Origin of the sequence: Coprococcus sp. AF99-45 (assembly GCF_027663865.1) — a bacterium.
Classification (GTDB): Bacteria; Bacillota; Clostridia; order Lachnospirales; family Lachnospiraceae; genus Allocoprococcus; species Allocoprococcus comes.
Genome location: NZ_JAQDGZ010000009.1, coordinates 1 through 22,916 on the forward strand (window position 1 = coordinate 1; position 22,916 = coordinate 22,916).

The following is a 22,916-nucleotide window of genomic DNA, read 5'->3' on the forward strand; positions in this document are numbered from 1 at the left end:
ACCTTGTCCTTGGCCTTGAGGTCGGACGCGTCGAAGGTGAAGGTAACGTCCACATCACCGAAAGCGGTTTCGGGAATGAACTCGGTCTCGGCTGTGACAGGGTTGCCGTCGGCATCGAGGAGCTGCTTCTTGGAGGCCTTGCCGTCCTTGTCGGTGACCTTCTCGTAGAGGGTGCCGGAAACCTTGTAGGTCTTGCCGGGTGTCACGTTCATGTAATGGACGGTATCGGCGATGGTGGCATTATCCTCGCCGATGAGGTTCTTATCACCATCAAGGGCATCCGTTGCGGTAGTGGAGAGCTTGGGCTTCGTGATGATGACAGTCTGGCCGGAATCATTCACGTCGGCATGGGAAGCAATCTCCTTGTCGTTGTGGGACAGGGACTCGAAGGCAACGAGAGAGGTACCTTCCTTGAGCGAACTGCCATCGAAGTAGAAGGTCACATCGACGTTTCCGTAGGAGTCCTCTGCGGTGAAGTTTGCTTCCGCAGTGACGGGGGTACCGTTCTTGTCTTTGAATACCTTCTTCGTGACCTTTCCGTTCTTGTCAAGAACCTTCTCATAGAGGGTACCGGTGACCTTGTAGGTCTTACCGGGGGTCACGTTGTTGTAGTGGACAGTATCGCGGACAGCGACATTTTCCTCACCCGTGACCGTCTTGTCACCGTCGGCAGCATCGACGGCGGTGGTGCCGATAACGGGAGCCTTCACGGTAACGGTCTGGTCAATGTCGTTGATATCCTTGTGGTCGGCAATCTCGATACCGTTCGTGGCAACAGTCTCGAAGGCGACGAGCTTGGTGCCGGTCTTGATGCCGCTGGCATCGAAGGTGAAGGTCACGGTCGTGGTACCGCTTTCGGCTTCCGCCGTGAACTCCGCAGTCGCGGTGACGGGGGTGCCGTCGGCATCCATGAAAGCCTTCTTGGTGGACTTGTCCATAAGGGTTCCCGTGAGCGTGTAGGTCTGCCCGGCGGTAAGCCCGGTGTAACGGACATAATCGGTAACGGTAACATCGCCCTCAGCGGTGACGGACTTGCTATTGTCCGCATCGCCCACGGCGCTTGTCGAGAGCTTCGGCGTGAGCACGGTCACCTGCTGGGAAACGTCGGATTTGTCCCTATGCTCGGCGAGCTTCGCACCATTTGCATCGGTAAGCGTCTCATAGACTACGAGGGTCTTCCCCTTGAGGTCATAGGAATCGAAAGTGTAGTCAAGGGTGACGGAACCTGCGGAGTCCTCAGCCGTGAAGGTCTTCTCGGCAGTGATAGCCTGACCGTTTACCGTGACGGCATCGCCGGTAGCGGCATCATGCAGCTCACCGATGACGGTGTAGGTCTTACCCGCGACGAGATGGCTGTATTCCACCTTGTCGGAAATCTTGACGGTGCCGACTCCGACGTAATGGTCGCTATCAGAAGCGTCGTATGCAGTGGTATGGATTTCAGGCTCAGGGTCATCGAAGGTGCCGAGGTCGATGGTCTTGGCATCACGGGTCACGGTAACAGTCGTGTTGATGAGAGCATAGCCCTCATTAGCGGAGCAGCGAAGCTCTTCGACGGAATAGGTGTCAAAGGGCAGGGCACCGAGCTTGTTGTCCGCCTTGACGGCATCGGAGGTGGCAGTGGTGCCGTTCCCATCGAGTACGCTGTTGTTGCCGAACCAGAAACCGGCGTTAGCATCGAGCTTCGTGCTGTCGATGGTGCCGCTTGCGGTCAGCGCCCAATCGTTTGCGTTGGTGTTCGAGTCATGCGCGTTCCAAGAGGACGCGGAGCTGAAATAGCCGTTCTCGTCGGTCACGGCGATATGGGACTCACCGGTGGTGAGGGAGGTCACCTTGAAGGGCACACCGGCGAGGTGCGCGGAACCGTTATCGGCCTTTTTCGTGAACTCGATATCGGAGCGGTAGACCTGCTCGGCAACCTTCGGGACGTTGTAAGTACGAACGGCACCTGTGGTCGGATTCTCCTGAATCTTCTGGAAAGACACATCGTCGGACTTCACATAGCCTGCGGGTGCCTTGGTCTCACGAATGACGACAGTGCCGCGCGGGATGCACGGGTCGTTATTAGAGTTGTAGTAGAAGGTATCGCCGGAAACAAAATCGTCGGCCTTGAAGTTGGCGATTCCGTTTTCGTTCGTCTTGAACGTCCAAGAACGCGTCGGCTTCACGTCGGCGTTCTTAAGGTCATCGTAGCTCTTGTAGTCAAGGGTGGCATAGTAATCGACGGTGAACTCGGCACCTGCAAGGGTGGCGGAACCCTGCGGGAGGTTGCCCGCGCCGTTATAGGTCTTCTGGCCGTCGTATTTACCAAGGAGCATAGCCATAGGGTCATTTGCAGGATTGTCGCTGACCGAGAGCTTCACAGGCGAAGACTCCCGATTCGCTCCGGAAACATCTGCGGTGTAAACCTGCGAATCGGTGAAATATCCCTTGGGAGCCTTGGTTTCCTTCACATAGTAGCGTCCGGGATTGAGCGAGACGGTGTTCGCGTTCCCGCTTGCGTTCGTCGTAAGGGTCGCTACCTTGTTCGAGCAGTTGGAGTCAGTGTAGACCCCATATTCGGCACCTGCGAGGGAATAGCAGTCATTGGCATCGGTAAGGGTCTTATTTGAGGAGTCCTTATGCAGTGTCAGATATCCCTTGTGCAACGTCTTGATGACACGGTAGTAGCGAACGGGATACTTGGGCGTGATTTTGGAAATCACGTTGCCGCCTGCGGAGTTCGGGAAATAGCCCTTTACAATTCCGTCTGCGTGGCTGGAAGAGTGCCAGAAAAGGTCTTCCGAGCTGTTGCTGCCCCAGAAGAAGCCGATATGGCAGTCTGAATTGCTATGATTCCAGTCCGCCGGCTCCATGTAGATGATATCGCCCTTCTCAAGGATACCGGACGCGAGCATCTGCTCTTTGGAGCTGAATGTGTAGCTGACGGCATTGTTGTCGCGACAATACTCTTCCCATTTGGAGGCGTTCGCTTCGTTGCCCCTGTTGTAGCCGTCCTTGGCGGTATAGTTTCCGATGATGGATGTGTTCGCTCCGCAGGCACGGAGGACGGCAACCACAAAACCGGTGCAGTTCATATAGGCACCGCTACCGTACTCGCCCTTCGGTTTCCAGCAGTCCCAAGTGTCGATTGCGCCGTCCTCGCCATGAGGCCCTTTGTTGCCGTATGGCGTGGTGAGGTAATACTCGTCGTTCTCGTGCTGGGAGAGCACGGACTCGACCGTCTTGGTGGCACCGAGTGCTTGGTCGATGGTCTGACCGGCAGAATAGGCGCTAACACCCGATTTCTGCGCGGCATAGGCAAGCCCGGTGGGGCAGGCCGATTGGAAGATGAGCACTGCGGTCATGACCGCAGTGAGCACCTTAGATTTCTTGATTCGTCCGAGAATCTTCATGTGTTCTTTTCTCCTTCCTTGTTTGCGTGGTTTTCTGTAGCTTCGTTGGTGGTTCGTTTGAACTGCGTTTCTCGTTTCGTTCTATCTCTAACCGAAGTCATATCCGCCGATAGCCCCGGTGTTGTCTTCCTCGTTTTGACCTTCCCCATCATCGTCTGCGAAGCCCTCGTCCTGTGAGATTTCTGCATCGCGGATGCGCTCGATGGCGGATTCGGTGTAGCCCATGATGCGGGCAATCTCATCATCCGAGTATGTCGGGTGCGCATGTTTCAAGTAGTCGAACACGGCGATGGCGCGACGGTTGATGGATTGCACTGTGGCATCGGAGTAACACAGCTGCTCCATGGCGAAGAACCGCTCGCCATTTATCAGCTCATCGCCCTCCCGCCACAGGAGCTTTTCGCCGTCCTTCTTGAGCCAGACCACATCGTCCAGCTCATCTGGCGAGACGAGGAGCATGGCGCTCCCGACCTGACGGGTGGCGGCGGGAACCTTGGTGCCCTCAAGGGTCACCTGCCCGCCTGCGTGCTGCGGATTTCCGTCATACCAGTGCTCTGCGAGGATGATGCCGTTTTCCTCAAGGGCACCGAGGTAGAGGTTCCAGTCGGTAAGGATGTTCGTTCCCTTCGCACGGAACGGCTCGGAGTTCGTCTGGGCAGACGAGTCGAACTTCTCGTAGCGGAAGGACTTGTAGAGCACCTCGATTACCATGGACTGTCACCTCTTTCCTCTGTACTACTGGGCAATATCCTGCCCGGTTCGCGACTTGGTGGACTTGGCGGGGTCATCGCCTGCGAGCGCGTCCTTCCCGGTCTCCATGTCGCGCGCTTCGCCCGCAAGGCTCACGCCGTCCTTTGCGGCGGCACGCTCTGCGGCTTTTTCGGCCTTATAGGAGTCCTGCGCCACCTTGAGTGCGTGGGTGAGGTCGGTGGCCTTCACCTCGTAGCGCTGATACGGGTGCTCGGCATCGTCCTTCTTCCCCGTCCAGATGGGCACCGGCTCGTCCTTCTTGAACGAGACCGTGGCGCGTCCCTTCTCAAGCATGTCCTTCTTCATGTAGTCGGAGAGGAACACGTCGGTCGAGAAGCCGCTCACGTCGATGCCGTTCACCTTCGTCCCCTTGGGGAAGGAAACGAAGCACTTCTCGAAGGTGCGCCCGTCATTTGCCTGAAACTCGTGGGGCGTGAGGAAGGCGGCGGGCATGTTGATTTTGGCGTAGTTGTCTGCCTTGGGAGCCTGCTCTGGCTCCGGTGTCTTCTTGGGCATGTTTTTCCATCCTTTCTGTCTGTGCGGAACGGGTAGTCCCGCGCGGTGTGTATACGGTACCCGATTTTAGCACAATGGTGTGTTTTGGCTGCTTGGGATAGCTGTCGGCGAACGGATGCAAGTCCGGTTCGAGTGAAAGCGGCTCATGCCTATCGCACCCCCTTCACATGGTTCGCGGGTTGTTCCGCGCGGGTCGTATCGCAGGTTTCGAGCACGGCGCTTCCGGAAGCGCAGTCATGGGATTCGGCGTTCAGGTCGTAACCGCTTTCCAAGGCATCCGTGAACTCGCTACCGTATACGTTTTCGAGTGCCGCGTGGCACGCATCCTGCATTTTGGCAAGGCTCATATGGTCTGCCGATGCGAACTCGTTTAAGTCACGCATATTGCCCATGACTTCGGTATCGAAGGTGAAGGCCGGGTAGGAGCAGAACCCCGAACGCATGAACTGGCCGGTGAAGGCTCCGAGCTGGGAGATTTTCGAGAGCATCGCTTCTCCCATGTTATTGGTGTCGAGGAAAACGGTCGCGTCCTGTTGCAGCGGGGAACCGAAGTTCACGGTGACGCTGCTCCAAGGCTGTCCGAACGATTCGTCGGTTGGGTCGGAGAGATAGGCGGTCACTGCAAAGTTTCCGTCCGCATAGGACTCCTGTACAAGCTCGACCTGCTGGGTGTATCCGAAGGCATCGAAGGAGAACTCGATGCCCGATTTCTCACTGTCGTTTCCTCGCAGGTTCCCAGAAAGCATGTCCGGGGAGAGCGGTATGGCAGGGCGGTCTGGTGCGGATGTGGTCGTATCGTAGGGCGCTTCCGGGGTCTGGGCTTCTGGCGCGTGGGGCATGGAAGCCTGCCCGAAATCCATGTTCCGAATATCCTCGGGAAGCATATCCGGTGATAGGAGTGTTGCCATGTCATTCCTTCCTTTCTGCCGCTACCTGCGGCCTTTCTTCGTGGGTTTTCTCGGTGTGAAAATGGGTTCTACCGACCCGTCCTTTTGAAGAACGACTGTGCAATCGAAGGTCTTCCCGGCCTTGGACTTGCAGCCCCTTAGCGAGACCGCCTTCCCGTCAAGAAGGGATGCGGCCTGCTTCTCGGTGAACTTCTTGGTGCAGAAGCCGAACAGCTTGAACCCGCAGCCCGCGACCTCCTTCCAAGTGCCGTCCTCCTGCTTCTCGTTCTTGATGGAGGAGCAGGCGTAGATGGAGCCGGTCTTTACAACGTCCTTGCCGCACCTCGGACACTTGCCCACTACGGTCTTTCCGGCACCTGCGATGGATGCGCCCACGTAGGCGGTCTCGCGGTGGTGATTGAAGACCTCGATGACGGAATCTTGCAGGGCGTTCACGTCCGCCTTACCGTCTGCGATATCCTGTTGGATGAGCCACCATCTTGCGGTCACGTCTGCACCGCGAATCTCCGGCGGGAGGAGTGCGTAGAACGCCTTGGCCTTATCGGTCGCTCGAACCTTTCCCTTTCGTTCCTCAAGGTAGCCACGGGTTTTCAGACCCTCGATGATGGAGGAGCGGGTGGCCGTCGTTCCGATACCGCCGTGTTCGCCCTTCTTGCCGTCATCCTTACGCTTAAGGATTTCCCGGATTTCCGGGTCTTTGACGTACTTCGCGATGGATGCCATGTCTGTGATGAGGGTGCCCTCCGTATAGGGTGCGGGCGGGGTGGTCTCCCCTTCCGTGATTGAGCAAGAGATACCGGCAAGGGTGTGGCTTCCTGCGGGAACCCATGGGTTCCCCGTATCGGAATCCTCTCTGACACGGCTGTTCGAGACGTTCGGGAAGACAGCCGTGAACCCCGCGTCCGAAAGGCGCTTCGCTGTGAGCTTAAGCGTTCCGCCGTCCACGCTTACCGTGCTCTCGCTCACGTCGTACACGGCGGGAGGAAGAAATTGCACCGCATAGCGCTCGCAGATGGCGGTGTAGACCTTGGCTTCGTCCGGTTCCATCGCGGACACGGGCGCATCCGCTTCCTGCGGGATGATGCCGTGGTGGGCGGTCACGTTCCCATCGTTGAACGCCTTGGAGTGGAGCCGGTAATCCAAAGACCAGCGCACACCGAGGTTCTTCATCGCCTGCGCAAGGACTGCCGGTGCCTGCTCTCGGTGCTCTTCCTTGAGGTATTGGGAATCGGAGCGGTTGTAGGTGATGGCTTTGTACTTATCACGCAAATCCTGCGTGATTTGCTGAGTCTCGGCGGCAGTGAAGCCGAAGCGCTCGCTCATGTCGGAAAGCAGTACGGTCAAGTTGTAGGGAAGCGGCGGGTTCTCCTGCTTTTTCGATACGGTCGTTTCAAAGTGCAGGTCGCGTCCGTCGAGCTTTTCCTTAAGGGCTTCCAGCGTATGCCGCTCGAACAGATGCTTCTCACCGGCAAGCAGCTCCTTTCCCGGCAGATACTTGAAGGTGAGTTCTCCGGCATCCGAATCACCGCTTGCAAACAGCTCGTAGAACTTTCGGGTGACGTGGTGGGCGATGGCTTCGTCGCGTTTCACCACAAGCCCCAGCGTCGGTGTCTGCACGCGTCCGACGGTGAACAGGCCGTCGAGACGCTTGGTGGCGAGTCTCGTCTCGTTCACGCCGAAGCACATATCCGCCATCTGTCGGGCAAAGGCGGCGTTCCCGGCACCCCGGCAGGAATCGTTGGGCACGAGCTTGTCGAATGCCTTCACGATGTTCTTCTCGATGTTGTCGTTCACGTAGACGCGCTCGACCTTACCGGTATAGCCGAGGTAATCCAAAAGCTCGTCCACGATAAGCTGCCCCTCATCGTCCGGGTCACCGGCGGCGATGACGGAATCGCAAGTTTTAAGGAGTCCCGCAATCTGGTCGATGAGGGGCTTTTTGCTCTCTCCGGTCTTCTTATCGACCGCCGGTTCCTTCGGCCAGTCGTGAACCTCGATAGGGAGTACATCAAGGCTCCAAGGCATTCCCCATTTTGGGTCGATGGCATCCGGTTTTACCAGTTCCAAAAGGTGGCCGGCGCAGGCACAGACCGTGTAGCCGTTTCCCGAGATGGGAAGGCGGGCGCTTTCGGACACCTCTTTTCCCGTGATGGCGCGGGCGATATCGCGGGCGAGCATCGGCTTCTCCGCGATGACTAATTTGCTCATATGGTTTTCTCCTTTCTGCTTCATTCAAGGGGCGAAGGTTAATATCCCCTATCCAGCCGGTAATCGTTAACGGCCTGCGTATCTATCCAAGGCACTTCGGGCGTTGCAGAATCCTGTCAATATCGAGACCGGAGCAATTTCCCGCAAGCAGAAGCCCGGATAGGTCTTCGAGCGCTTCGATTTTCCTGCCGCTTACGAACACGAAGGCATCCATATCCCGTAACAGGGCGAAGTAACGGATGAAGTTCTGCCTGCTGTAGACGCTCAAAACCATATTCGTCTCAACTTCGCGCTCCCCGTAGTTTCCCGTGCCGTCCGGCTTGATGCCCGCGATGAGCGGGGTGTCGTAGGCATCGGTCGCGAGAAGGATGGCAAGCAGAACATCGTCCCTGGTCGGGCTGTTGGCGAGAACCACCGGGGAAGCAAGAAGCTCGGGAAAACGCTTTACCTGTTCGATGGAGAAGCCGTGCCGGTGGGGGTTGTAATCGGATTTCGGTGTGAGAGCCTGAAAGAGATGCTTCTGCGTGTAGAGCATGGGGCGCTGCTCGAACCCGGTCTTCAAGAATATCTCCGGCGTGTCGCAGACTTTCAGGGCATCGTAGGGGCTGTATACGCCGCAGGCGGCAAGGTCAACTTCGTGTCCGAACCGCAGGTACTCGCTGCATCTGTTTGCATAGGCTTCTTGTGCTTTTACATTTCCGTTCCCATCCTTAAGGCGGGCGATGCCGCACGTGTCGAGATAGGTTAGGCGTTCATTATCCGGCATTGCCACGGAGTTCTCGTACTCGCAGATGGTCGTGATAATCTCGGAGCCTTTTTCTGCTTTCATCATTCGCACCTCCCGTTCTTTTTCGCATTTGTGGAGATGCCGCTCCCATACGGGATGCGGCATCCTGTCTTTCAATTTTTTGTCACTTTGGGTTCTATTCGATGTTCTGGTCATCCTTTCCGGGCGCATCCATTGCAGGCGCATCCGCCGCGAGCGCGTTCCTGCCGGAGGTGCAGTCGTGAATCTCCACGGAAATGTCGTAGCCGCCCGGAGTGATACCGTGCCGGATATCATCGACAGCCTTCGCCCCGCTTCCGGGTTTACTGATAACGGTGAAGTAACCTTCCACGCGGGCAGTCTCCCCATTCGTGAGCGACCGGCTCTCCCCCGTCTCCGGGTCGAAGCCCACGGCTACGATATCGCCGTTCAGGACGGTGTAGAAGTCCCCCATCTTCACGACCTTCGAGTAATCGAACTGGGAGAGATACCCGGCTTTTGCCATCTCCTCGGTGGCGAAGATGGCACGGTTTGGCGGGCAGGTGAACAGACACTCCTTGTTCACGTAAAGGGGAACCTCCTCGCCGAAAGCGATATCGAAAGTCTCGATATTTCCACCCACCAGTGCTTGCAGCGATTTCAAGGTGGAGCCGTTTTTATCCGGCAGAAGGGTCACCTCGCGCGGAGGTTCGCCAGTGGCGATGAGCATGGCACGGATACCCTGCTCTTCGGGAGTACCCAGTGCGTCTTCGGGAAGCGGTGCGCCGCCCTCATTCTGGATAAAGGCGGAAAGCTCCACGCGGGCGCGGTTCATCGTCGAAAAATGGTTTGCGACCTCGTAGCGGCTTTCCAGCTGCTCCCGGAGCAGGACTTTCAGGAGAGGAATCCGATATTCGTCACCGGCTGTCTCCTTGAAATCACCGATGGGGTCGTAGTCCGGGTTGCCCCAATCGGAGCGGAATCCGCCATCTTGCAGCACGCGGCGCACGTACTCCTCCGGTTGCTCATCGAAATTCAGATATCCGGTGAGGGTTGCCCAAGTATCCCCCTCCGGCCAAGCGAAGGCATAGGTGAAGGACTCCTTATCCGTCTGTTTGACGAAACCTGCGCCCGAGCCTTCCCTGCCGAACAGGGAACCTATCTCCTTGAAATTATCAGTCATCTATTTCACCTCCTTGTCCGGGTCAACTTCCGGTTCATCCTTGGTCTCCGTCTGGGTGTCGATTTCCTTCCGTGCAGAAGCCATTTCATGTGCTTCCTCGCCGCATCCATATTCCTCATCGCCAAGGGTGCAATCATCGAAGAAGTCCTTTGGCAAGTTCGCACCCATGACCATGTTCATCATGTTCAAGGCGGAGTCGGAGTTGGGGCACTGTATCCATGGGTAATCGTCCTTCTGTACGCGCCCGCGCAGTAAAAGCTCGCCGAGGGCTTGCTGCCATGGGGTGATATCGACTTCCCTGTTGTACAGCCGGAAATCGGTTATGGTCTTGCTGCCAAAGCAGGAAATCATGTCCGCGATATCGGAAAGCGGCACCTCGTCAAGGTCGATGGACTCGCAGGCCACCTTCCAAGCGCCGGTGGCATGTCCGGTCTCCGGGTCGCGGACTGGAAATGCGGTAGCCAGACTGACGATGGCACCAAAAAGTCCATTGGTTTTTTTCCTCTTTGAGAAAGCGAAGTTGTCTTGAATCTCCGTAAAGTTGTTGTCGAGATATTCATCTTCCAAACGGCTCCAATCGCCGAACCATTAGGGATTCGATATGTTGTTAAACATCTATTCCATCTCCTTGTTCTGATTGATTTTCGGGGTGCCATCAAGTCCCGCCCGCTCCGCAAGCGCTTCCTTGCCGGATGCCATGTCACGGGATTCGGACTTGACACCGGTTTCGGTAACTTGTGCCTTCTCGGGTTCCGCCTGTGCCAGCAGATGCTCCTTCATGGATTCCAGAGCCGAAAGCGGGGTGCCGTCCTTGGCTTCCGCCAGCAGATAGCGCATCTGCTGGGACGTAAGGGCTGGGGTGTACATAAGGATTGTGGAAACCTTTGCCATATTGGCATCGGAAAGCTCTGCCGCTGTCGCATCGAAGACGGACATGAGCTGTTGCGCGTTCATCCCTGCGCACACCTGCATGGTCATCATAAGAAGCGGCGCGTTATATCCGCACCGGTTCACGGCATAGGCGCAGGCGCTCATTTGCTCTGCGGAGAGGGAAGCCGGGAACAGTTCCGCAAAGTCCGCATCGCTCAGGTCGGCAACCGGGGACTGCCCGCGCATGGCGGTAAGGAGGGCGATTTGCTGCTCCGGTCTGTATTCCGGGTTCATGATACGCGCCACCTGCGCCTTGGTCATGGAGTTCTCCCCAGTGTAGGGGTCGTGACATGCGTTTTCCATGGCGGCAGCAATGACCTCCATGCTCTCAGGGGTAAATGCAGGCTTCGCGATGGCGCGGACGGTCTCATAGGGGACATGGCCTTGCAGAAGGATATTGTTGATGGTAAGCAGCTGGGAGCGGGAGAGACGTTCTACAGGCAAATCGCTCCCCCCGTGCGCCACGACCAGATAGGCGGCTTCCATGCGCCGTGCGTCCATCTGCGGGTCTAGGAAGCGTGCGAAGTCTCCGCCCCTGATAGCGATTTTCGCAATGGCCGTCATCTGGGCTGCGGTGTACTTGGGGGTCGCGAGAGCATCCAGCACGTCTTCTCCCACCGCCGGGTTCAGCGCGGCGGCGATGATGGCATTGGCCTGAAAGCCGTTGTACTCGTGTTCAGCAAGGCGCAGCGCGTCGGCTTCGGTTAGGCCACGGTCAATGGCCTGTTCGTACTGAACGAGCTGTTTGTCGGTAACGGTTTCCGGGTCGAATGTTTTTCCGTCAGGTGTCATAGGTGTCCTCCTTTCTGCTCATGAAACGGCTTTGTCACAGGGAGCCATCTGCCTTTTCCGCGCGTGTCGGGGAATCCTTCGTCTCCGACTGGCTATCGAGTTCGGTGCGAGCAGCCTTCGCGTCGCGGGCTTCGGATGCGAGGGATGCGGCAGTCGCTTCCGGCTCGGCGGATGTAGACTTCTCGGCTGCACGCATGGCTTCGGCGGGGGAAGCCCCGTCCATCAGCGCAAGGTCTACCGAACGCAACTGCGCAAGGTCAAGCTCCGTCACGGGGAGGTCTTTGCCGCCGTGGAACAGCACGGAAACAGCCGCCTTAAGTGTCTGCTCATCCATATTGCGAAAATCGAGGGGGTTCTTGCCGACAGAAGCGATATCCAGAAGACCGCGCATCTTACCGGATGAAAGGGTCTTGTCGGCTATCGTCTCAAGCGTCTCTGACGAGACGTGCGGGTTACGGGCGGCTTCCATGAGGATATCCGCCTGCCTGTGAGAGAAATCATGTTTAGCAATCTGCGTAGCGATGGGAAGCGGCACATGGCTCTCCATCGCTTCGGCGTAACGGGGGTAGTCTACGTTTTCAGGCACCGTCGCAATGCTCTCCGGCACCGCTTCATAGGAGACGATATTTCCGTCGATGCAATAGCCGAGGTCGATGGAAAGATAGCTGTCAGCTTCCTTGGTCTCGGGGGAAAGCTCGCTCTCCTTAACGAGTCCCATGATGCGGTACACGTCCTCGGGGGTCGCACCGGAATCGAGAAGTTCGTGAAGGGTGTTCTCGATAGCACCGGACACATCCTCCATCTCCGGGTCGGACGTGCGCTCACCGAACGCGAAGCAGGGACGGGCGAAGTTGGTGTTCAGGGTATCGACGGTATAGACCCTGAGTGCATACTCCCCCGGAGCGTACCAGTAGTCCTCATCGTTGGAGTAGGTGAGCAGGAGGGAGAGGTCAACGGGAATCTGCTCCTGCCCAATCCAGAAGTCGTTATCTGGCATGGCAATCATCCTTTCTGTGTTTCTAGTTGTGCGGTTTGCTGGCTTTCTGTGGTTCTATCTAACGGGAGAGGTCGGGCTTTGCGACCAGATGCTCGCGGGAAGGTGCGGCAGATGCGCCTGCAAGCTGTTTGGAAGCGGCCATCATGTCCTTGGCTTCCCCGGAGAGGGAGATACCGCCACCGCCCTTTCCTCCGATGCCCGCACCCTTTGTCACGACGGCCTGAACGACCTCTTTTGCGGCCTGCTTGGCGGTATTTACAAGGCCGCTTCCCGTGCTGTCACCGAAATCTTCTGCCATGTTCATTTCTCCTTTCTTGCCAAAACGCCTAAAAAAGGTCGTTTTCGTTGCTGTCTCTCGACTCATTCAGTTTCCGAATCATATTGAGGGCGGCTTTCCTGTTCTCCGGGAGAGCGAAGCGCGATAGGGCGGCTTCTTTCGCTTCCCCCGAAAGGGAATAGCCGCCATCGTCCGCACCGGGCAGGATGCCGAAGACCTCCTTGCAGGTCTCCTTGAGGAAAGCATTCACCTTCGCAAGGTCATCGCCCTCAAGCCAGTCGGTCGCGGCTTGTGTGCTGAGTGGATAAGCGAATCCATACGCTTCAAGGCCGTCGAGGTCGGCACCGACCATTCCGTTCCAAGGGTAGCCGAGCAGGGTGTTCATGTGGAAACTGGCTACGAACTGCCCGTTATCCTCGGTATCGTAGAACTCGACCATCGTGTCACCGCAGGGGGGATTTTCATTCTCGCTTTTTGGTAAGCCGCCATCCGCGCGGGGTTCACCGGGATAGACGAGATGCACGCGCCACCTGCCGGTAGTGAACTCGCGTGGGCAGGCATAGTTAAAGTTCTTTGTCTTCTTACGCTTCATGCTAAATGGTATCTCCGTTGTTCTCGATGGAATCGAAACATTCCTGAATCATCTCCGCAACGGATTTCCGGTTCTCGTTCAATCCATTGCGGGAGGTGGCAGCATCCCTTGCTTCCCCCGAAAGGGAATAGCCGTCCTCCCCCCTATCGTCACCGGGAAGGGAGCCGCAGAACTCCATGCAGCTTTTCTTGAGAAAGTCGTTCACCTTCGCAAGGTCATCGCCTTCAACCGTCCAAGCGGGAATACCGCCATCAAGGGAGAACTGGTTCCCGTTCTTGAGCATCGTGTCGAGGGAGACGGCAATAGAATCGTCCTCAAGCAGGTCGGTCATGTAGTAACGAGAGACGAACTGCCCGCCCGGGAAGCGTGCGGCATCCTGCGAGGTATCGTAGAACTCCACAAGGGGGTAGGACGCGCGATGGGCGGCGGCAGGTACGCCAGAGTAAGCATTTAACTCATAGGTCAGGCAACCATCGAGACCGTAACGCTCTCCGGGGTAGATAAGATGCACACGCCATTTGCCGGTGGTGAAGTCGTGAGGGAGTGTCACTTCCTCTTTCTCGTATTCCTCAGAAGGGCATCCGAAGGACTGCTCCATGTAACGGGGGGCGGCGCAGAGTTCCGGGCTGTTATAGAGGTCGTGGATGAACTGCTTCTCATCGCCAAGCTCATAGTGCTTTCCCATGGCGGTAAGCCCTTCGAGGGGCAGATAATCTTCGTAATCGAGCTGTCCCCAAAGGCGTTCGCCCTCATCGGTGAGCTGACGCATCTCGACGGATACGCGCCCGTCATGGTGGGCACCGGCAAGGTAAAGCGTGCCGTTTTCGTCCCAGACCTTCTGAATCTCGCAGTCGGCGAAAACGTTGCCCCGACCGAAACGGGACGGAGAGCAATCGGTGGCGGCATCGAAGTCCTTGTAGACGGTGATAACGGGGATTGTGTCATCCCAACGTTCTACGCTGCCAGCAACAAAAATGTGGTTGCCGCCGTAAGGGTTGATGAAATCTGACATGTCTGACTTCTTCCCATCGAAGAAGGCGGTAAGCGCCCGCATCTCCTCCTCGTAATCGAAGTCGCGCAGCTTCATCGCGTGTTGGAAAACCTCATCATCGGTGAAGCTCTCGCGCACCTCATCTTCGGTCAGACCTTTACGTTCCATAAGGTCGTTTACCGCCCATTCCACGCCTTCGTCTCCGTAGTAGGAGTCTTCGTCGAAGACGATACGCTCTTTCGGTTTCGGTTCCATAGAGTCTCCTTTCAGCAGAAAACGGGTGGAGCCTTGCCCTCACCCGTTTTCAGGCATATTTCTAACGGTTGTCGGTGTCTACAGGCGGCTGTGCATTTCTATCGTCCTTTTCCGGGGCATCCTTTTCCGGGGCGTTACCATCAAGCCCATCCCTGCCGTTTTCCATATCGTGCGCTTCGCTGTCAACGGAAACCGCTTCCGGGTCGATATCGCACTCAGAAAGCTCGGTCTTCCACTGCTCGGCGAACACCGCGTCGTATCCCTTTTCGTTCACGGCGCGTACCGTATCCACACTCAGGACATAAGGATTTGCGCGACCTGCGATATCGTCGATATCCTGCCCAAAGTCGGTCGCGACTTCGGCGAAGTCCTCCCCGTACCGCTCCTCGAACGCGGCGCTTACGGCACCCATGATGGTATCCTTCGCGTCATCGGTCGGCGCATAATCCTCATCATAGGAGAGGTCGTTTAAGATTTCGTCTGCAAGGCTTTCCCGGATGGCATAGACCCCCATATCCCTTAGCTGGTCGAGGGTGCCGTAACGGGAGATATCCTCACGATGGTCGTAGAGGTCGGACTTGAAGCACTCGTACTGCGCCATCTGAACCATCTTGTAGATATCGCCCTTGCAGCCTTCGAGAAGGCCGTCGAACTCGGCTTGTTCCAACCACTCCGTGTGGTCTGGAAGCCACGAGAGAAGGGCATGATAGTTGTCATCGACCTTATAATCGGCAGTTTCACTGAACGCGTTGGTGAGGTCACCGTCGAAATCAAAATCCTCCACCTCGTCGCGCAAGTCCCCGAGGTCAAGGTCTCCTTGCAGCTGCTCGATAGTAACGAAACCCTTCGGCAGCTTCGGGTGGTCATAGGCGTACCGCGCGGCACGCTCGGATGCGGCCTTCTCGACCAGAGTGTTTACCTCGTCCTCATGCTTTGTCAGGGTTTTCGATATCTCTTCGATTTCCCAGCCGGAGAGGTACAGCTCGTCCTGCATCCACAAATTCGTCTCCTTGCAGGAGTCGTAAGCACGGAGGGCGGCAGATGGCTTTACCCCCTGTGCGTAGAGCTTATCCACGAACTCGTCAGTGGAATACTTTCGCAAGGTGAGGGCATCGTCTGCGAGGGCGGAGAAGACCTGCGTGACAGTCGGCTCCCCAAAAGCCCTTGGGTCAGATACGAAGGTGGTGGAGAAGTCCTTTCCGCCTTTGGAGAGGGTGAGCAAGTATTTCACGTAATAGTCTGGGGCAACGGTGTCCCTTTCCCGGTTCGTAATCTTCATCTGGAAGCCGGACAGAAACTTAGCCACTGCTTCCGTAGTGTCGTATGCCATAGCGCGTTCCTTTCTATCGGAAGCCGATGCTTGGCTCCCAATAATAACTTATTAAGGGGAAGGGGCGCACCGGTTTCGGCACGCCCCTTCGGTGAGTGGTAGCAGGTTTTCGGTAAGCGTCTACGCGCCGAGGATTTCCTTTGCCCAAGAGCCGGACTTTACAAGCCCCATCATGGTCGTGATGAGAACGGCGATAGTCTTGATGATGACACCGAACGAGTCGAATGTTTCTACGCCCTGTGCGAGACCAAGCATCTCAGCCTTTCCAAGTCCGCCGGAAACCGCGAGGGCGGTCACAAGATGCGGATAGAGGTAGAGGATAAGAACCATGACCACGCCTGCGAGGGCTGCTGCCGCAAAGTTCTTGAGGTAACCGATTCCGATTTGCTTCGTCTCCTCGAAGCCGAGAAGGGAAATGGGAATCGGAGAGAAGGCGGCATAGACATAGAGCTGAACGGAACGCCCGAGGGCAACGACCATCGAAACGGCATAGAAAACGAGTCCGACCACCCATGAAATGAGTCCGAAAATCAAAAGGAGGAAGCATCCGCCGAACGTAGCGTCGGCTGCATCATTCTTGGTCATCTTGATTCCGGGTTCATACCAGTTTTTCGATTGCAGTTTGTCCGACACGTTACCAACGAGGTCGTTGAAGATGCCGTAGATGGCGGAAACGAGGTCGAGGGCGTTGTCGATGAAGTAGCTGAGGATGCAGTAGGTCACCACGAGGAACACGATATCCTTCACGGCAGGAAGGGTGCTCGTCGCGTCGATGCGCTGGCTAATCTTGATGAGCTGCATCAGCATGAAGAGACCCAGGATGGCATGGGCAACGGGGATGACCCCGGCCTGATAAAAGTCCTTTATCACGCCATACGGCTCGGTTGTTCCGAAAAGCTCGTTGAACGGCCCGGAAATGAACCTCGCATCAAGCGTCTGGTTGATGACACCGAAATAGGTGTTGAAGAGCGTGGCAGCGATTTGGAGAAGCCACGTTTTAATCATGTTGGGGATATCAAGGAAGTCCCCGATGACACCCGCGTAGGCCGGATGGGGAATGAGGAGCACGAGTGCGCAGGCGGCGAAGAGCGCGAACGTGCCCATAAGACAAACCTTTCTCCTGCGCAGGGGAACCGTCTTCGTCTCCTCCCGCTGTGTGGCTTGTAAAGTCAGTTGTTCATTCATAGAGATTCCTTTCTGCCTGCATGGCGATGCTGCCCTAGCCCTCGAAGGAGAACTCGCCCGTGGACTGCTCGTAAACGCAGGTGACGGAAACAGAGTTCGAGTCGTTGAGCTTGAAGTCCGTGGTGATGACCCCGTTCTCATAATCGAGGTTCACGACCTTTTGCCATGTAGCTTCGGTGACAGAAGGGTAATGGACGGCGCACCACTTGGAGAGGGCGGTGATGACGGCCTTCTCATCCCCGCCGAAGAGTTTCGTGACCTCGCTGTTCATGCCCTTCACGGTAATGTTTGTCACCGCTTCGGCACGCTCGTATGCGGTGTTTTTCTGAGCGAACATCGTAGAGCTTGTAAGGGTGGAGATGGTGTTCTCACCGGGGGTCTTAGAATCGGAGTTCACCGCAGCGCCACTGCCGTCCGTGTAGGTCACGATATGGGTGCCGGTATCGGTCTCGAAGACGATGGTATAGAGATAGCCGCCGTACCCATCGGAGGTCTTTTCCACGCGGGAGATGGCGTAACTATGGACGGTCGGAGTTCCGTTCACCGTTTCCACGTAGGAGTCATCGGCAAACTTGAGGGTGTAGCGCCCCTCGCTTACCGACCAGACGGAAGAGGAGAGGGTGTCGATGAGTTCCTTGGTATCGGTATCGTATCCCTTGATGATTTCCTTCTGGGCATCGGTAAGCTCCACTTTCCCGGTTTCCTCCTTCGTCTTCTTCTCAGCGGCTGTGGTAGTGTCCGTGTTATTTCCTGCGTTCTGCTCCTTTGCGGTTTCCGCGCGGTGATGCGACACGTTGATGGCGCTCATGGCAGAGCCGCAGGTGAACATCAGGAGCAGGCACAGGGCGATGACGGAAAACTTCTTGTGTTCCGTCATCCATGCTTTCAGTTTCTTCATAGCAGGTATCCTTTCTGGTTTCCTAGCGCCAGTCCCATGGATAGCCGCAGACAACCCATCCTCTTCCGTTTTGGGAAACCCAATCGGACAGGGAGATGGTGCGCAGACCGGAGTAAATGCTATCCATGACCTTGCCGTCACCGATATAGATGCCGACGTGCCCGTAAGCGTTACCGGCGGGGGTATTGGAGCCGTATTGGGCGGAGATGAGCATTCCTACCTTTATCTGGGAGAGGTCGGTGGTGGCGCGTTTCTGGCTGTAATTGGCACCGTATCCCTGATTGCCGAGCTGCGTATTGCCGTTGCCGCCAACGGGATGACCGGCTCTTGCATAGACCCTTGTTGTCCATGTGGCGCAAAGGTTGGCTCCCGGCCACGGAGTCTGCGAGCAGGCATTCACGATATCCTTCTGCCACTGGTCGGCGCTCTGATAGTCCTGCCCGCCACCGGGAATGAGGGTGGTGCCGGAGTATTGGTTCTTGAACTCCTCTGCGGTCATGGAGTCGAGCTGCGCAACGAGCGGATAGGCTTGGCAGATGGAACGGTACTGGGCGATATAGCTGTCCTGCGACGCGGTGTAGTACCCACCCTCGCCGAGGGCACGCAAAAAGAGTTCGGAGTTGTTGGTGTCGATGGCCTTCTGGTAATTGGCAACGCGGGTGTAGTTGGATTGTTTATACAGATGCTCGCACCGGTATTTCATGTACGAATCATCGTCTTTGAAGACGGCGAAATCCGCGTAGGTCTTGTAGGCAGAGCCGGAAGCACTGTATTCGGTGGTGAGCATTTTAACGGAACCCGTGATGAGTCCGCCGTAGTCATAACCGGCATATTTCACGCCGCCGTAGTTGTGGTACAGCCGCCCGAGGTCGGAACCGGAGTCCGAGGTGCCGTTCTCAATCATCATCTGGCCGAGGAGTGCCGAAGCGGGATATCCGTACTGCTCGTGGGCGTTCAGGCACGCGAGCACGAGGTCGTAGGTGACCCATGCAGGCATCCCGTCAAGCGATGCGCTCTTTTGCTCCTCATCGGCGGCACCTCCACCGACAACAGAAATCAGGCCGAAGGCCAAGATGAAGGCAATGATGAGTGGAAAGAATTGGGAGACGGCACCGGCAAGTGATGAAAGCATTCCCTTGATGCCACCGGAAAGAATCGTGAGCGCCTTTTTCTTTCCCGCTTGCGCCGCAGCATTCTCGTAGACGTTCCTATGGAAGTATTTGGAGAACTGCATCCGCTTCTGGGCAGCTTTTTTATCCAGTTTCTCGGTGCGGTATTTCTTTTCCGAGAGGGCACCGAGAGAGTCTTTCTTTTCAAGTGCATCCTTACCGGAACGAAGGTGCTTTCTCGCCTTTCCGGCAAGTTTCGCGCCGGTGTGCGTGGTTGCGACCAAATCGTCCGTGCCTTCCAGCTCGGAGTCTTTGAGAGCGTTGTGGGCAGCTTTTGCGGCTACACCCTTTGCACCACGTTTCAGGCTCTTATTCAGATTGTGGCGAGACTGCACCTTTTTCGTGAGGGCATTTTTTCCGGTTAGCTGGCTACGGGATTTTCCGTCAAGGGCATCGGCGGCGGAAGTCTTCTTACGTTTCCTTGCGATGGCATCGAGGGCGGTACTTCCCGCGCCGTGCGTGCCCTTCTTGCCGACGGAATAGAGGTCACCCTTTAAGGCTTTGGCGCTCTTATCTGCCTTTTCCACCAGACCGGTATTGACGGCATCCGTCTTTTCGGTCTTGAGGAGATTGCTCATGGCTTTCTCACGGTCGTTTCCGCCGGTCGTGAAATCCGAAGCCTTCATCTGACGTTCACCGTCCTTTCCGGGGTCTTCTTACTGGGTTGCTAGATAACAGGTTTTGCATCTTTCTTGTCCCCAAGCCCCGTCTTCTTCGTCTCATTGGGGTTCGTGGAGAACAGGTCATAGAGAACGTTGCCGGACGGGAACTTGCCGCGAATCGGCACGCGGGCGTTTCCTGCGATGAGCAGGCCGTCACCCGGCTCTGCGGACTCGTCGATGCATTCCTCCTCCTGCTCGGACAGGTTCAGAAGCTCCGCCCATTTCATACGGTCGAGCGGGGACTGCTTGAGAAGCATGAGGAAGTCCGCGTTAAGGACGATATTTCGCGCCGCTTCGTTGGCGAGCATCGCCGTGGCGTTCTGACTGATACCTGTCAGCAAAAGTCCGAATTTTCGACCCTCATTCGAGAAGCGGGAGAAGTAGTTAAGTACCGTCGGGTACGCGAACATACTCTGCATCTCCTCGACATAGAGCCATGTGCGGACGTTTCGCTTTGCATTGAAGTACATGCGGTTGCGGACGGCTTCGCAGACATTGATGAGGGCGAAGACCAGCATGGAATCCGGCAGGTCTTTCAGGTTGAAATCCACGATGCGGGTGTTGAAATCGACGTTGCTCTGATGGTTGAAGAAGTTCATGGAACCCTTCACGAATCGCTCGTAACGGAGTGCGATGACCTGTGCCTGCTCCTCCGGCTGCTCGTTCGCGGCATCGTAGAAGTCCTGTAAGGTCGGCGGAAGATTGTCTCCGCGCTCTGCGGCCTTCTGGAAGGCAAGCTCGGTGCAGCGCTGTACGAGCGACTGGTCAACCTCAGAGAAGTTCGACCCGGCTTCGGCAGCGGAAGCGCCCGCCTGAGCTAACATCGCGTCCACCTTGAACGCAATCTGCTCGTTTCTCGTCATGTGTTCCACGGATACCGTATCGAAGGGGTTCAGATGGGTTCCGGTACCCACGCCGAAGTGGTAGGTGCTACCGCCGTAGCGTTCGGCGATAGCGGTGTACTCGCCTGCGCGGTCGATGACGTAAATCTCGTCCGTCGGATTGGAAAAGATGGTGCCCGTCATCTCGGTCTTGGTGAACATACCCTTACCGGAGCCGGTCTTGCCGCAGACGAAGCCCATCGGCGAGGTGAGCTTCTTGCGGTTGCAGACCACGAGGTTGCGGCTGTGCTTGTTCTGACCGTAGAAGTTGCCGCCCGCATCGTCAAGCTCCTGCGTGGCAAACGGAACGAGGATGGAAACCTGCGCCGTGGTGAACATGCGGGAGATTTCCACGTGGTTATGGCCGAGCGGGAGGATGGAATTAAGTCCCTGACGCTGGCGATAGTCATAGGTGTCAAGCTCGATGGAGTTCTGACGTGCCGTGGAGATGATGCGAAGTACCTGCGTATCCAGCGCTTCCTTGCTCTCCGCGTAAGTGTAGACAAGCCCCGTGAAGACATAGAGACGCTGGTTCTTGTTCTGCAAGTGGTCGAGCACGTCCTCCGTCTCCTCCTTGGAGTATTTCAGCTCCTGCGGGAGGATGGAGAAGTCATAGCCTTTGTTCACTGCCGAGCGCTGTTCCTCGATGATTTCCTTGTCAATCCATGCGGAACGGGTGCGCACGTAATTGATAGCCTTGGATTTATCCATGGGCTGCACGTACCACGTGATAGCCATGGGGATAGGAAGGTCTGCCATGTCGGCAAGTGCGCGGTCGGAAAGTTCTGAGCCGAACTTCTTCATCACGAGTACCTGTGCGTAGACACCGTTATCGAGTTTTACGCAGTCGTTATAGTGGCCGTCCGGGCGGAAATCAATCTGCGTCGGTGCGATGCAGTCCTTGGTAGTCTGTAAGCGCTTGGCGGAAATATCGCGCTGGTAATCGAACAGGAACGGCTTATAGGGGTTTAAGAGTGAATGGATGACAGAAAGGCGCTGGGTGCCGTTCATAAGGTGTGCCTTGCTGCCGATGGAGTTTAGGATGCGGGAGGATTCGACCTCGATACGGGAGAGCTGACGCGCTGCATCTTCTGCGGTGTCTGCCGTCACGGAATAGGTGAGGTAGCGGTTCCTGCGGATGTTGCTGACCCCCTCCTTCACCTTATCGTTCAGGATGTTGTTGAACACCTGCGCGTCGTTCCTTGCAGCATCGTTTGCCTGACGCTCCGGGTCGAAGAACTTGCGGTGACCGACCTCTTCCTTGAGGAGCGGCGTGTTGATGACGCTCATCTGCACGAGCGTATCCGCACCGAACTGGTCGTAAAGGCGGGTGATGGCGGAGAACATGGCTTTCTGCTGCTCATCGCGCACCGAGTGGTAACTGGTGTCATCGAAGGCGATGGAAGAGGAAAACATTCCCTCCTCCACCTCACAGATGCCGTCCTGATACATCTTGTTGTAGCCGATGTAGTTCACCACGTCTTTCGCGGAGTCGCGCTTCTTTCTGGCATCGGCCATCTTATCGGACAGCTCCTTGTCCCTGTCCTTTAACTGGGACTTGATGGAGCTGTAGGTCTTTTTCGCTTCCTTCTCGGCCTTCTTGGCTTCCTTTTTCCTGCGCTTCATCTCGCGCTTGGCGTGCTTCTTCTCCTTTCGGGTCAACTTTCCGGCACCCTGCGTGACGTGTGCGACCTGAGAGATGGCATCCATGTCGATAGCGCCGGTATCGGAGCGCAGGGGCGCGGTGTTCCCGAACCCGTCACCGGATGCATGGACGAACGCGTCCACGTCAAATGCGGCGTTAAGAGATGACCCGTCCTGCCCTTGGGGAGTAGGATTCGATGCCGCGAAGGTTTCCCTGCTTTCGGTAGTGTTTTCCATAGATAGTTCCTTTCTGCTTGCTGTTTTCCGACTCAGAGAGAAGTCCCGCAAGACGCATGGACGGCTTGTAGAAGATGCGGTCGTTCGTGAAGTTTGCCTTAAGCCAAAGCGGCGCAAACTGCTCGAAGGGCATCCCGCAGGGCTTCACGAAGCCCACGCACCAAAACGGCAACGAGACGGCGTAGATAAAATAGGTACAATCGCTGACGTTCAGCCCCAAAACGAAGTAGATGTAAAGCCCGGCAAGTACCGAGACAGAAAGCGCACCCGTGATGGATACCAGGGTGCGCATGGTCATCTTGCCTACGATTTTGGGCTGATACTCGGCGATATCCTTGTGTACTGCTACAGAGAGCATGTTAGATATCGCT

At 56.6% G+C, this 22,916-nt stretch carries 19 protein-coding genes; all 19 read right to left on the reverse strand.

Annotation, left to right across the window (positions count from 1 at the left end; all coding sequences use genetic code 11):
• The coding region (locus tag PGR14_RS08350) for a VaFE repeat-containing surface-anchored protein (protein ID WP_270223229.1) at positions 1–3,395 on the reverse strand (3,395 nt) is incomplete at its 3' end.
• Positions 3,396–3,482: 87 nt separating this feature from the next.
• The gene (locus PGR14_RS08355; protein WP_270223231.1) at positions 3,483–4,106 is read right to left on the reverse strand and encodes a hypothetical protein; all 624 of its coding nucleotides are present in this window, start codon (positions 4,104–4,106) and stop codon (positions 3,483–3,485) included.
• Positions 4,107–4,130: 24 nt separating this feature from the next.
• A complete protein-coding gene (locus PGR14_RS08360) occupies positions 4,131–4,661 on the reverse strand; it encodes a hypothetical protein (protein WP_227183816.1) in 531 nt (176 codons plus the stop codon).
• Between the two features lie 149 nt (positions 4,662–4,810).
• Positions 4,811–5,569, reverse strand: a complete 759-nt coding sequence (locus PGR14_RS08365; protein ID WP_270223234.1) for a DUF4313 domain-containing protein — start codon at positions 5,567–5,569, stop codon at positions 4,811–4,813.
• A 21-nt stretch (positions 5,570–5,590) separates the two neighbouring features.
• Positions 5,591–7,777, reverse strand: a complete 2,187-nt coding sequence (locus tag PGR14_RS08370; RefSeq protein ID WP_270223235.1) for a type IA DNA topoisomerase — start codon at positions 7,775–7,777, stop codon at positions 5,591–5,593.
• 82 nt (positions 7,778–7,859) lie between these two features.
• Positions 7,860–8,609 carry a MuF-C-terminal domain-containing protein gene (locus PGR14_RS08375; RefSeq protein WP_270223237.1) on the reverse strand — a complete coding sequence of 250 codons (750 nt, stop codon included), beginning with the start codon at positions 8,607–8,609 and terminating at the stop codon, positions 7,860–7,862.
• 91 nt (positions 8,610–8,700) lie between these two features.
• Positions 8,701–9,705, reverse strand: a complete 1,005-nt coding sequence (locus PGR14_RS08380) for a DUF3846 domain-containing protein (RefSeq protein ID WP_118453033.1) — start codon at positions 9,703–9,705, stop codon at positions 8,701–8,703.
• Complete coding sequence (locus tag PGR14_RS08385) at positions 9,706–10,272, reverse strand: hypothetical protein (RefSeq protein ID WP_270223239.1); 567 nt, start codon at positions 10,270–10,272, stop codon at positions 9,706–9,708.
• Between the two features lie 48 nt (positions 10,273–10,320).
• Positions 10,321–11,427 carry a hypothetical protein gene (locus tag PGR14_RS08390; RefSeq protein ID WP_270223240.1) on the reverse strand — a complete coding sequence of 369 codons (1,107 nt, stop codon included), beginning with the start codon at positions 11,425–11,427 and terminating at the stop codon, positions 10,321–10,323.
• A 34-nt stretch (positions 11,428–11,461) separates the two neighbouring features.
• Positions 11,462–12,424, reverse strand: coding sequence for a hypothetical protein (locus tag PGR14_RS08395; protein WP_270223241.1), 963 nt, complete (start codon positions 12,422–12,424; stop codon positions 11,462–11,464).
• 58 nt (positions 12,425–12,482) lie between these two features.
• Positions 12,483–12,722, reverse strand: a complete 240-nt coding sequence (locus PGR14_RS08400) for a hypothetical protein (RefSeq protein WP_117527892.1) — start codon at positions 12,720–12,722, stop codon at positions 12,483–12,485.
• 28 nt (positions 12,723–12,750) lie between these two features.
• On the reverse strand, positions 12,751–13,293 hold the full coding sequence (locus PGR14_RS08405; RefSeq protein ID WP_270223242.1) for a hypothetical protein: 543 nt from the start codon (positions 13,291–13,293) through the stop codon (positions 12,751–12,753).
• A 1-nt stretch (position 13,294) separates the two neighbouring features.
• Entirely contained in the window at positions 13,295–14,539 is a 1,245-nt protein-coding gene (locus PGR14_RS08410; RefSeq protein WP_270223244.1) for a hypothetical protein, read from the reverse strand.
• 61 nt (positions 14,540–14,600) lie between these two features.
• Positions 14,601–15,869, reverse strand: coding sequence for a hypothetical protein (locus PGR14_RS08415; protein ID WP_270223245.1), 1,269 nt, complete (start codon positions 15,867–15,869; stop codon positions 14,601–14,603).
• A 120-nt stretch (positions 15,870–15,989) separates the two neighbouring features.
• Complete coding sequence (locus PGR14_RS08420; protein ID WP_270223246.1) at positions 15,990–17,054, reverse strand: type IV secretion system protein; 1,065 nt, start codon at positions 17,052–17,054, stop codon at positions 15,990–15,992.
• Positions 17,055–17,088: 34 nt separating this feature from the next.
• Positions 17,089–17,952: a hypothetical protein gene (locus PGR14_RS08425; RefSeq protein ID WP_270223248.1), complete on the reverse strand. Its 864-nt coding sequence runs from the start codon at positions 17,950–17,952 to the stop codon at positions 17,089–17,091.
• Positions 17,953–17,974: 22 nt separating this feature from the next.
• Positions 17,975–19,747, reverse strand: coding sequence for a glucosaminidase domain-containing protein (locus PGR14_RS08430; protein ID WP_270223249.1), 1,773 nt, complete (start codon positions 19,745–19,747; stop codon positions 17,975–17,977).
• A 41-nt stretch (positions 19,748–19,788) separates the two neighbouring features.
• The gene (locus PGR14_RS08435; protein WP_147344057.1) at positions 19,789–22,545 is read right to left on the reverse strand and encodes a VirB4-like conjugal transfer ATPase, CD1110 family; all 2,757 of its coding nucleotides are present in this window, start codon (positions 22,543–22,545) and stop codon (positions 19,789–19,791) included.
• Positions 22,466–22,903, reverse strand: a complete 438-nt coding sequence (locus tag PGR14_RS08440; RefSeq protein WP_082430262.1) for a PrgI family protein — start codon at positions 22,901–22,903, stop codon at positions 22,466–22,468. Before PGR14_RS08440 ends, PGR14_RS08435 begins: the two co-directional genes overlap by 80 nt.
• Between the last annotated feature and the right edge of the window lie 13 nt (positions 22,904–22,916).

What these genes read in the sequence shown, in the direction of transcription:
- PGR14_RS08410 (WP_270223244.1), bottom strand. Translation starts at nt 14,539, where the DNA reads ATGGAACCGAAACCGAAAGAGCGTATCGTCTTCGACGAAGACTCCTAC.
- PGR14_RS08400 (WP_117527892.1), bottom strand. Translation starts at nt 12,722, where the DNA reads ATGGCAGAAGATTTCGGTGACAGCACGGGAAGCGGCCTTGTAAATACC.
- PGR14_RS08395 (WP_270223241.1), bottom strand. Translation starts at nt 12,424, where the DNA reads ATGCCAGATAACGACTTCTGGATTGGGCAGGAGCAGATTCCCGTTGAC.
- PGR14_RS08420 (WP_270223246.1), bottom strand. Translation starts at nt 17,054, where the DNA reads ATGAATGAACAACTGACTTTACAAGCCACACAGCGGGAGGAGACGAAG.
- PGR14_RS08370 (WP_270223235.1), bottom strand. Translation starts at nt 7,777, where the DNA reads ATGAGCAAATTAGTCATCGCGGAGAAGCCGATGCTCGCCCGCGATATC.
- PGR14_RS08405 (WP_270223242.1), bottom strand. Translation starts at nt 13,293, where the DNA reads ATGAAGCGTAAGAAGACAAAGAACTTTAACTATGCCTGCCCACGCGAG.
- PGR14_RS08375 (WP_270223237.1), bottom strand. Translation starts at nt 8,609, where the DNA reads ATGATGAAAGCAGAAAAAGGCTCCGAGATTATCACGACCATCTGCGAG.
- PGR14_RS08430 (WP_270223249.1), bottom strand. Translation starts at nt 19,747, where the DNA reads ATGAAGGCTTCGGATTTCACGACCGGCGGAAACGACCGTGAGAAAGCC.
- PGR14_RS08365 (WP_270223234.1), bottom strand. Translation starts at nt 5,569, where the DNA reads ATGGCAACACTCCTATCACCGGATATGCTTCCCGAGGATATTCGGAAC.
- PGR14_RS08360 (WP_227183816.1), bottom strand. Translation starts at nt 4,661, where the DNA reads ATGCCCAAGAAGACACCGGAGCCAGAGCAGGCTCCCAAGGCAGACAAC.
- PGR14_RS08435 (WP_147344057.1), bottom strand. Translation starts at nt 22,545, where the DNA reads ATGGAAAACACTACCGAAAGCAGGGAAACCTTCGCGGCATCGAATCCT.
- PGR14_RS08390 (WP_270223240.1), bottom strand. Translation starts at nt 11,427, where the DNA reads ATGACACCTGACGGAAAAACATTCGACCCGGAAACCGTTACCGACAAA.
- PGR14_RS08380 (WP_118453033.1), bottom strand. Translation starts at nt 9,705, where the DNA reads ATGACTGATAATTTCAAGGAGATAGGTTCCCTGTTCGGCAGGGAAGGC.
- PGR14_RS08425 (WP_270223248.1), bottom strand. Translation starts at nt 17,952, where the DNA reads ATGAAGAAACTGAAAGCATGGATGACGGAACACAAGAAGTTTTCCGTC.
- PGR14_RS08440 (WP_082430262.1), bottom strand. Translation starts at nt 22,903, where the DNA reads ATGCTCTCTGTAGCAGTACACAAGGATATCGCCGAGTATCAGCCCAAA.
- PGR14_RS08415 (WP_270223245.1), bottom strand. Translation starts at nt 15,869, where the DNA reads ATGGCATACGACACTACGGAAGCAGTGGCTAAGTTTCTGTCCGGCTTC.
- PGR14_RS08355 (WP_270223231.1), bottom strand. Translation starts at nt 4,106, where the DNA reads ATGGTAATCGAGGTGCTCTACAAGTCCTTCCGCTACGAGAAGTTCGAC.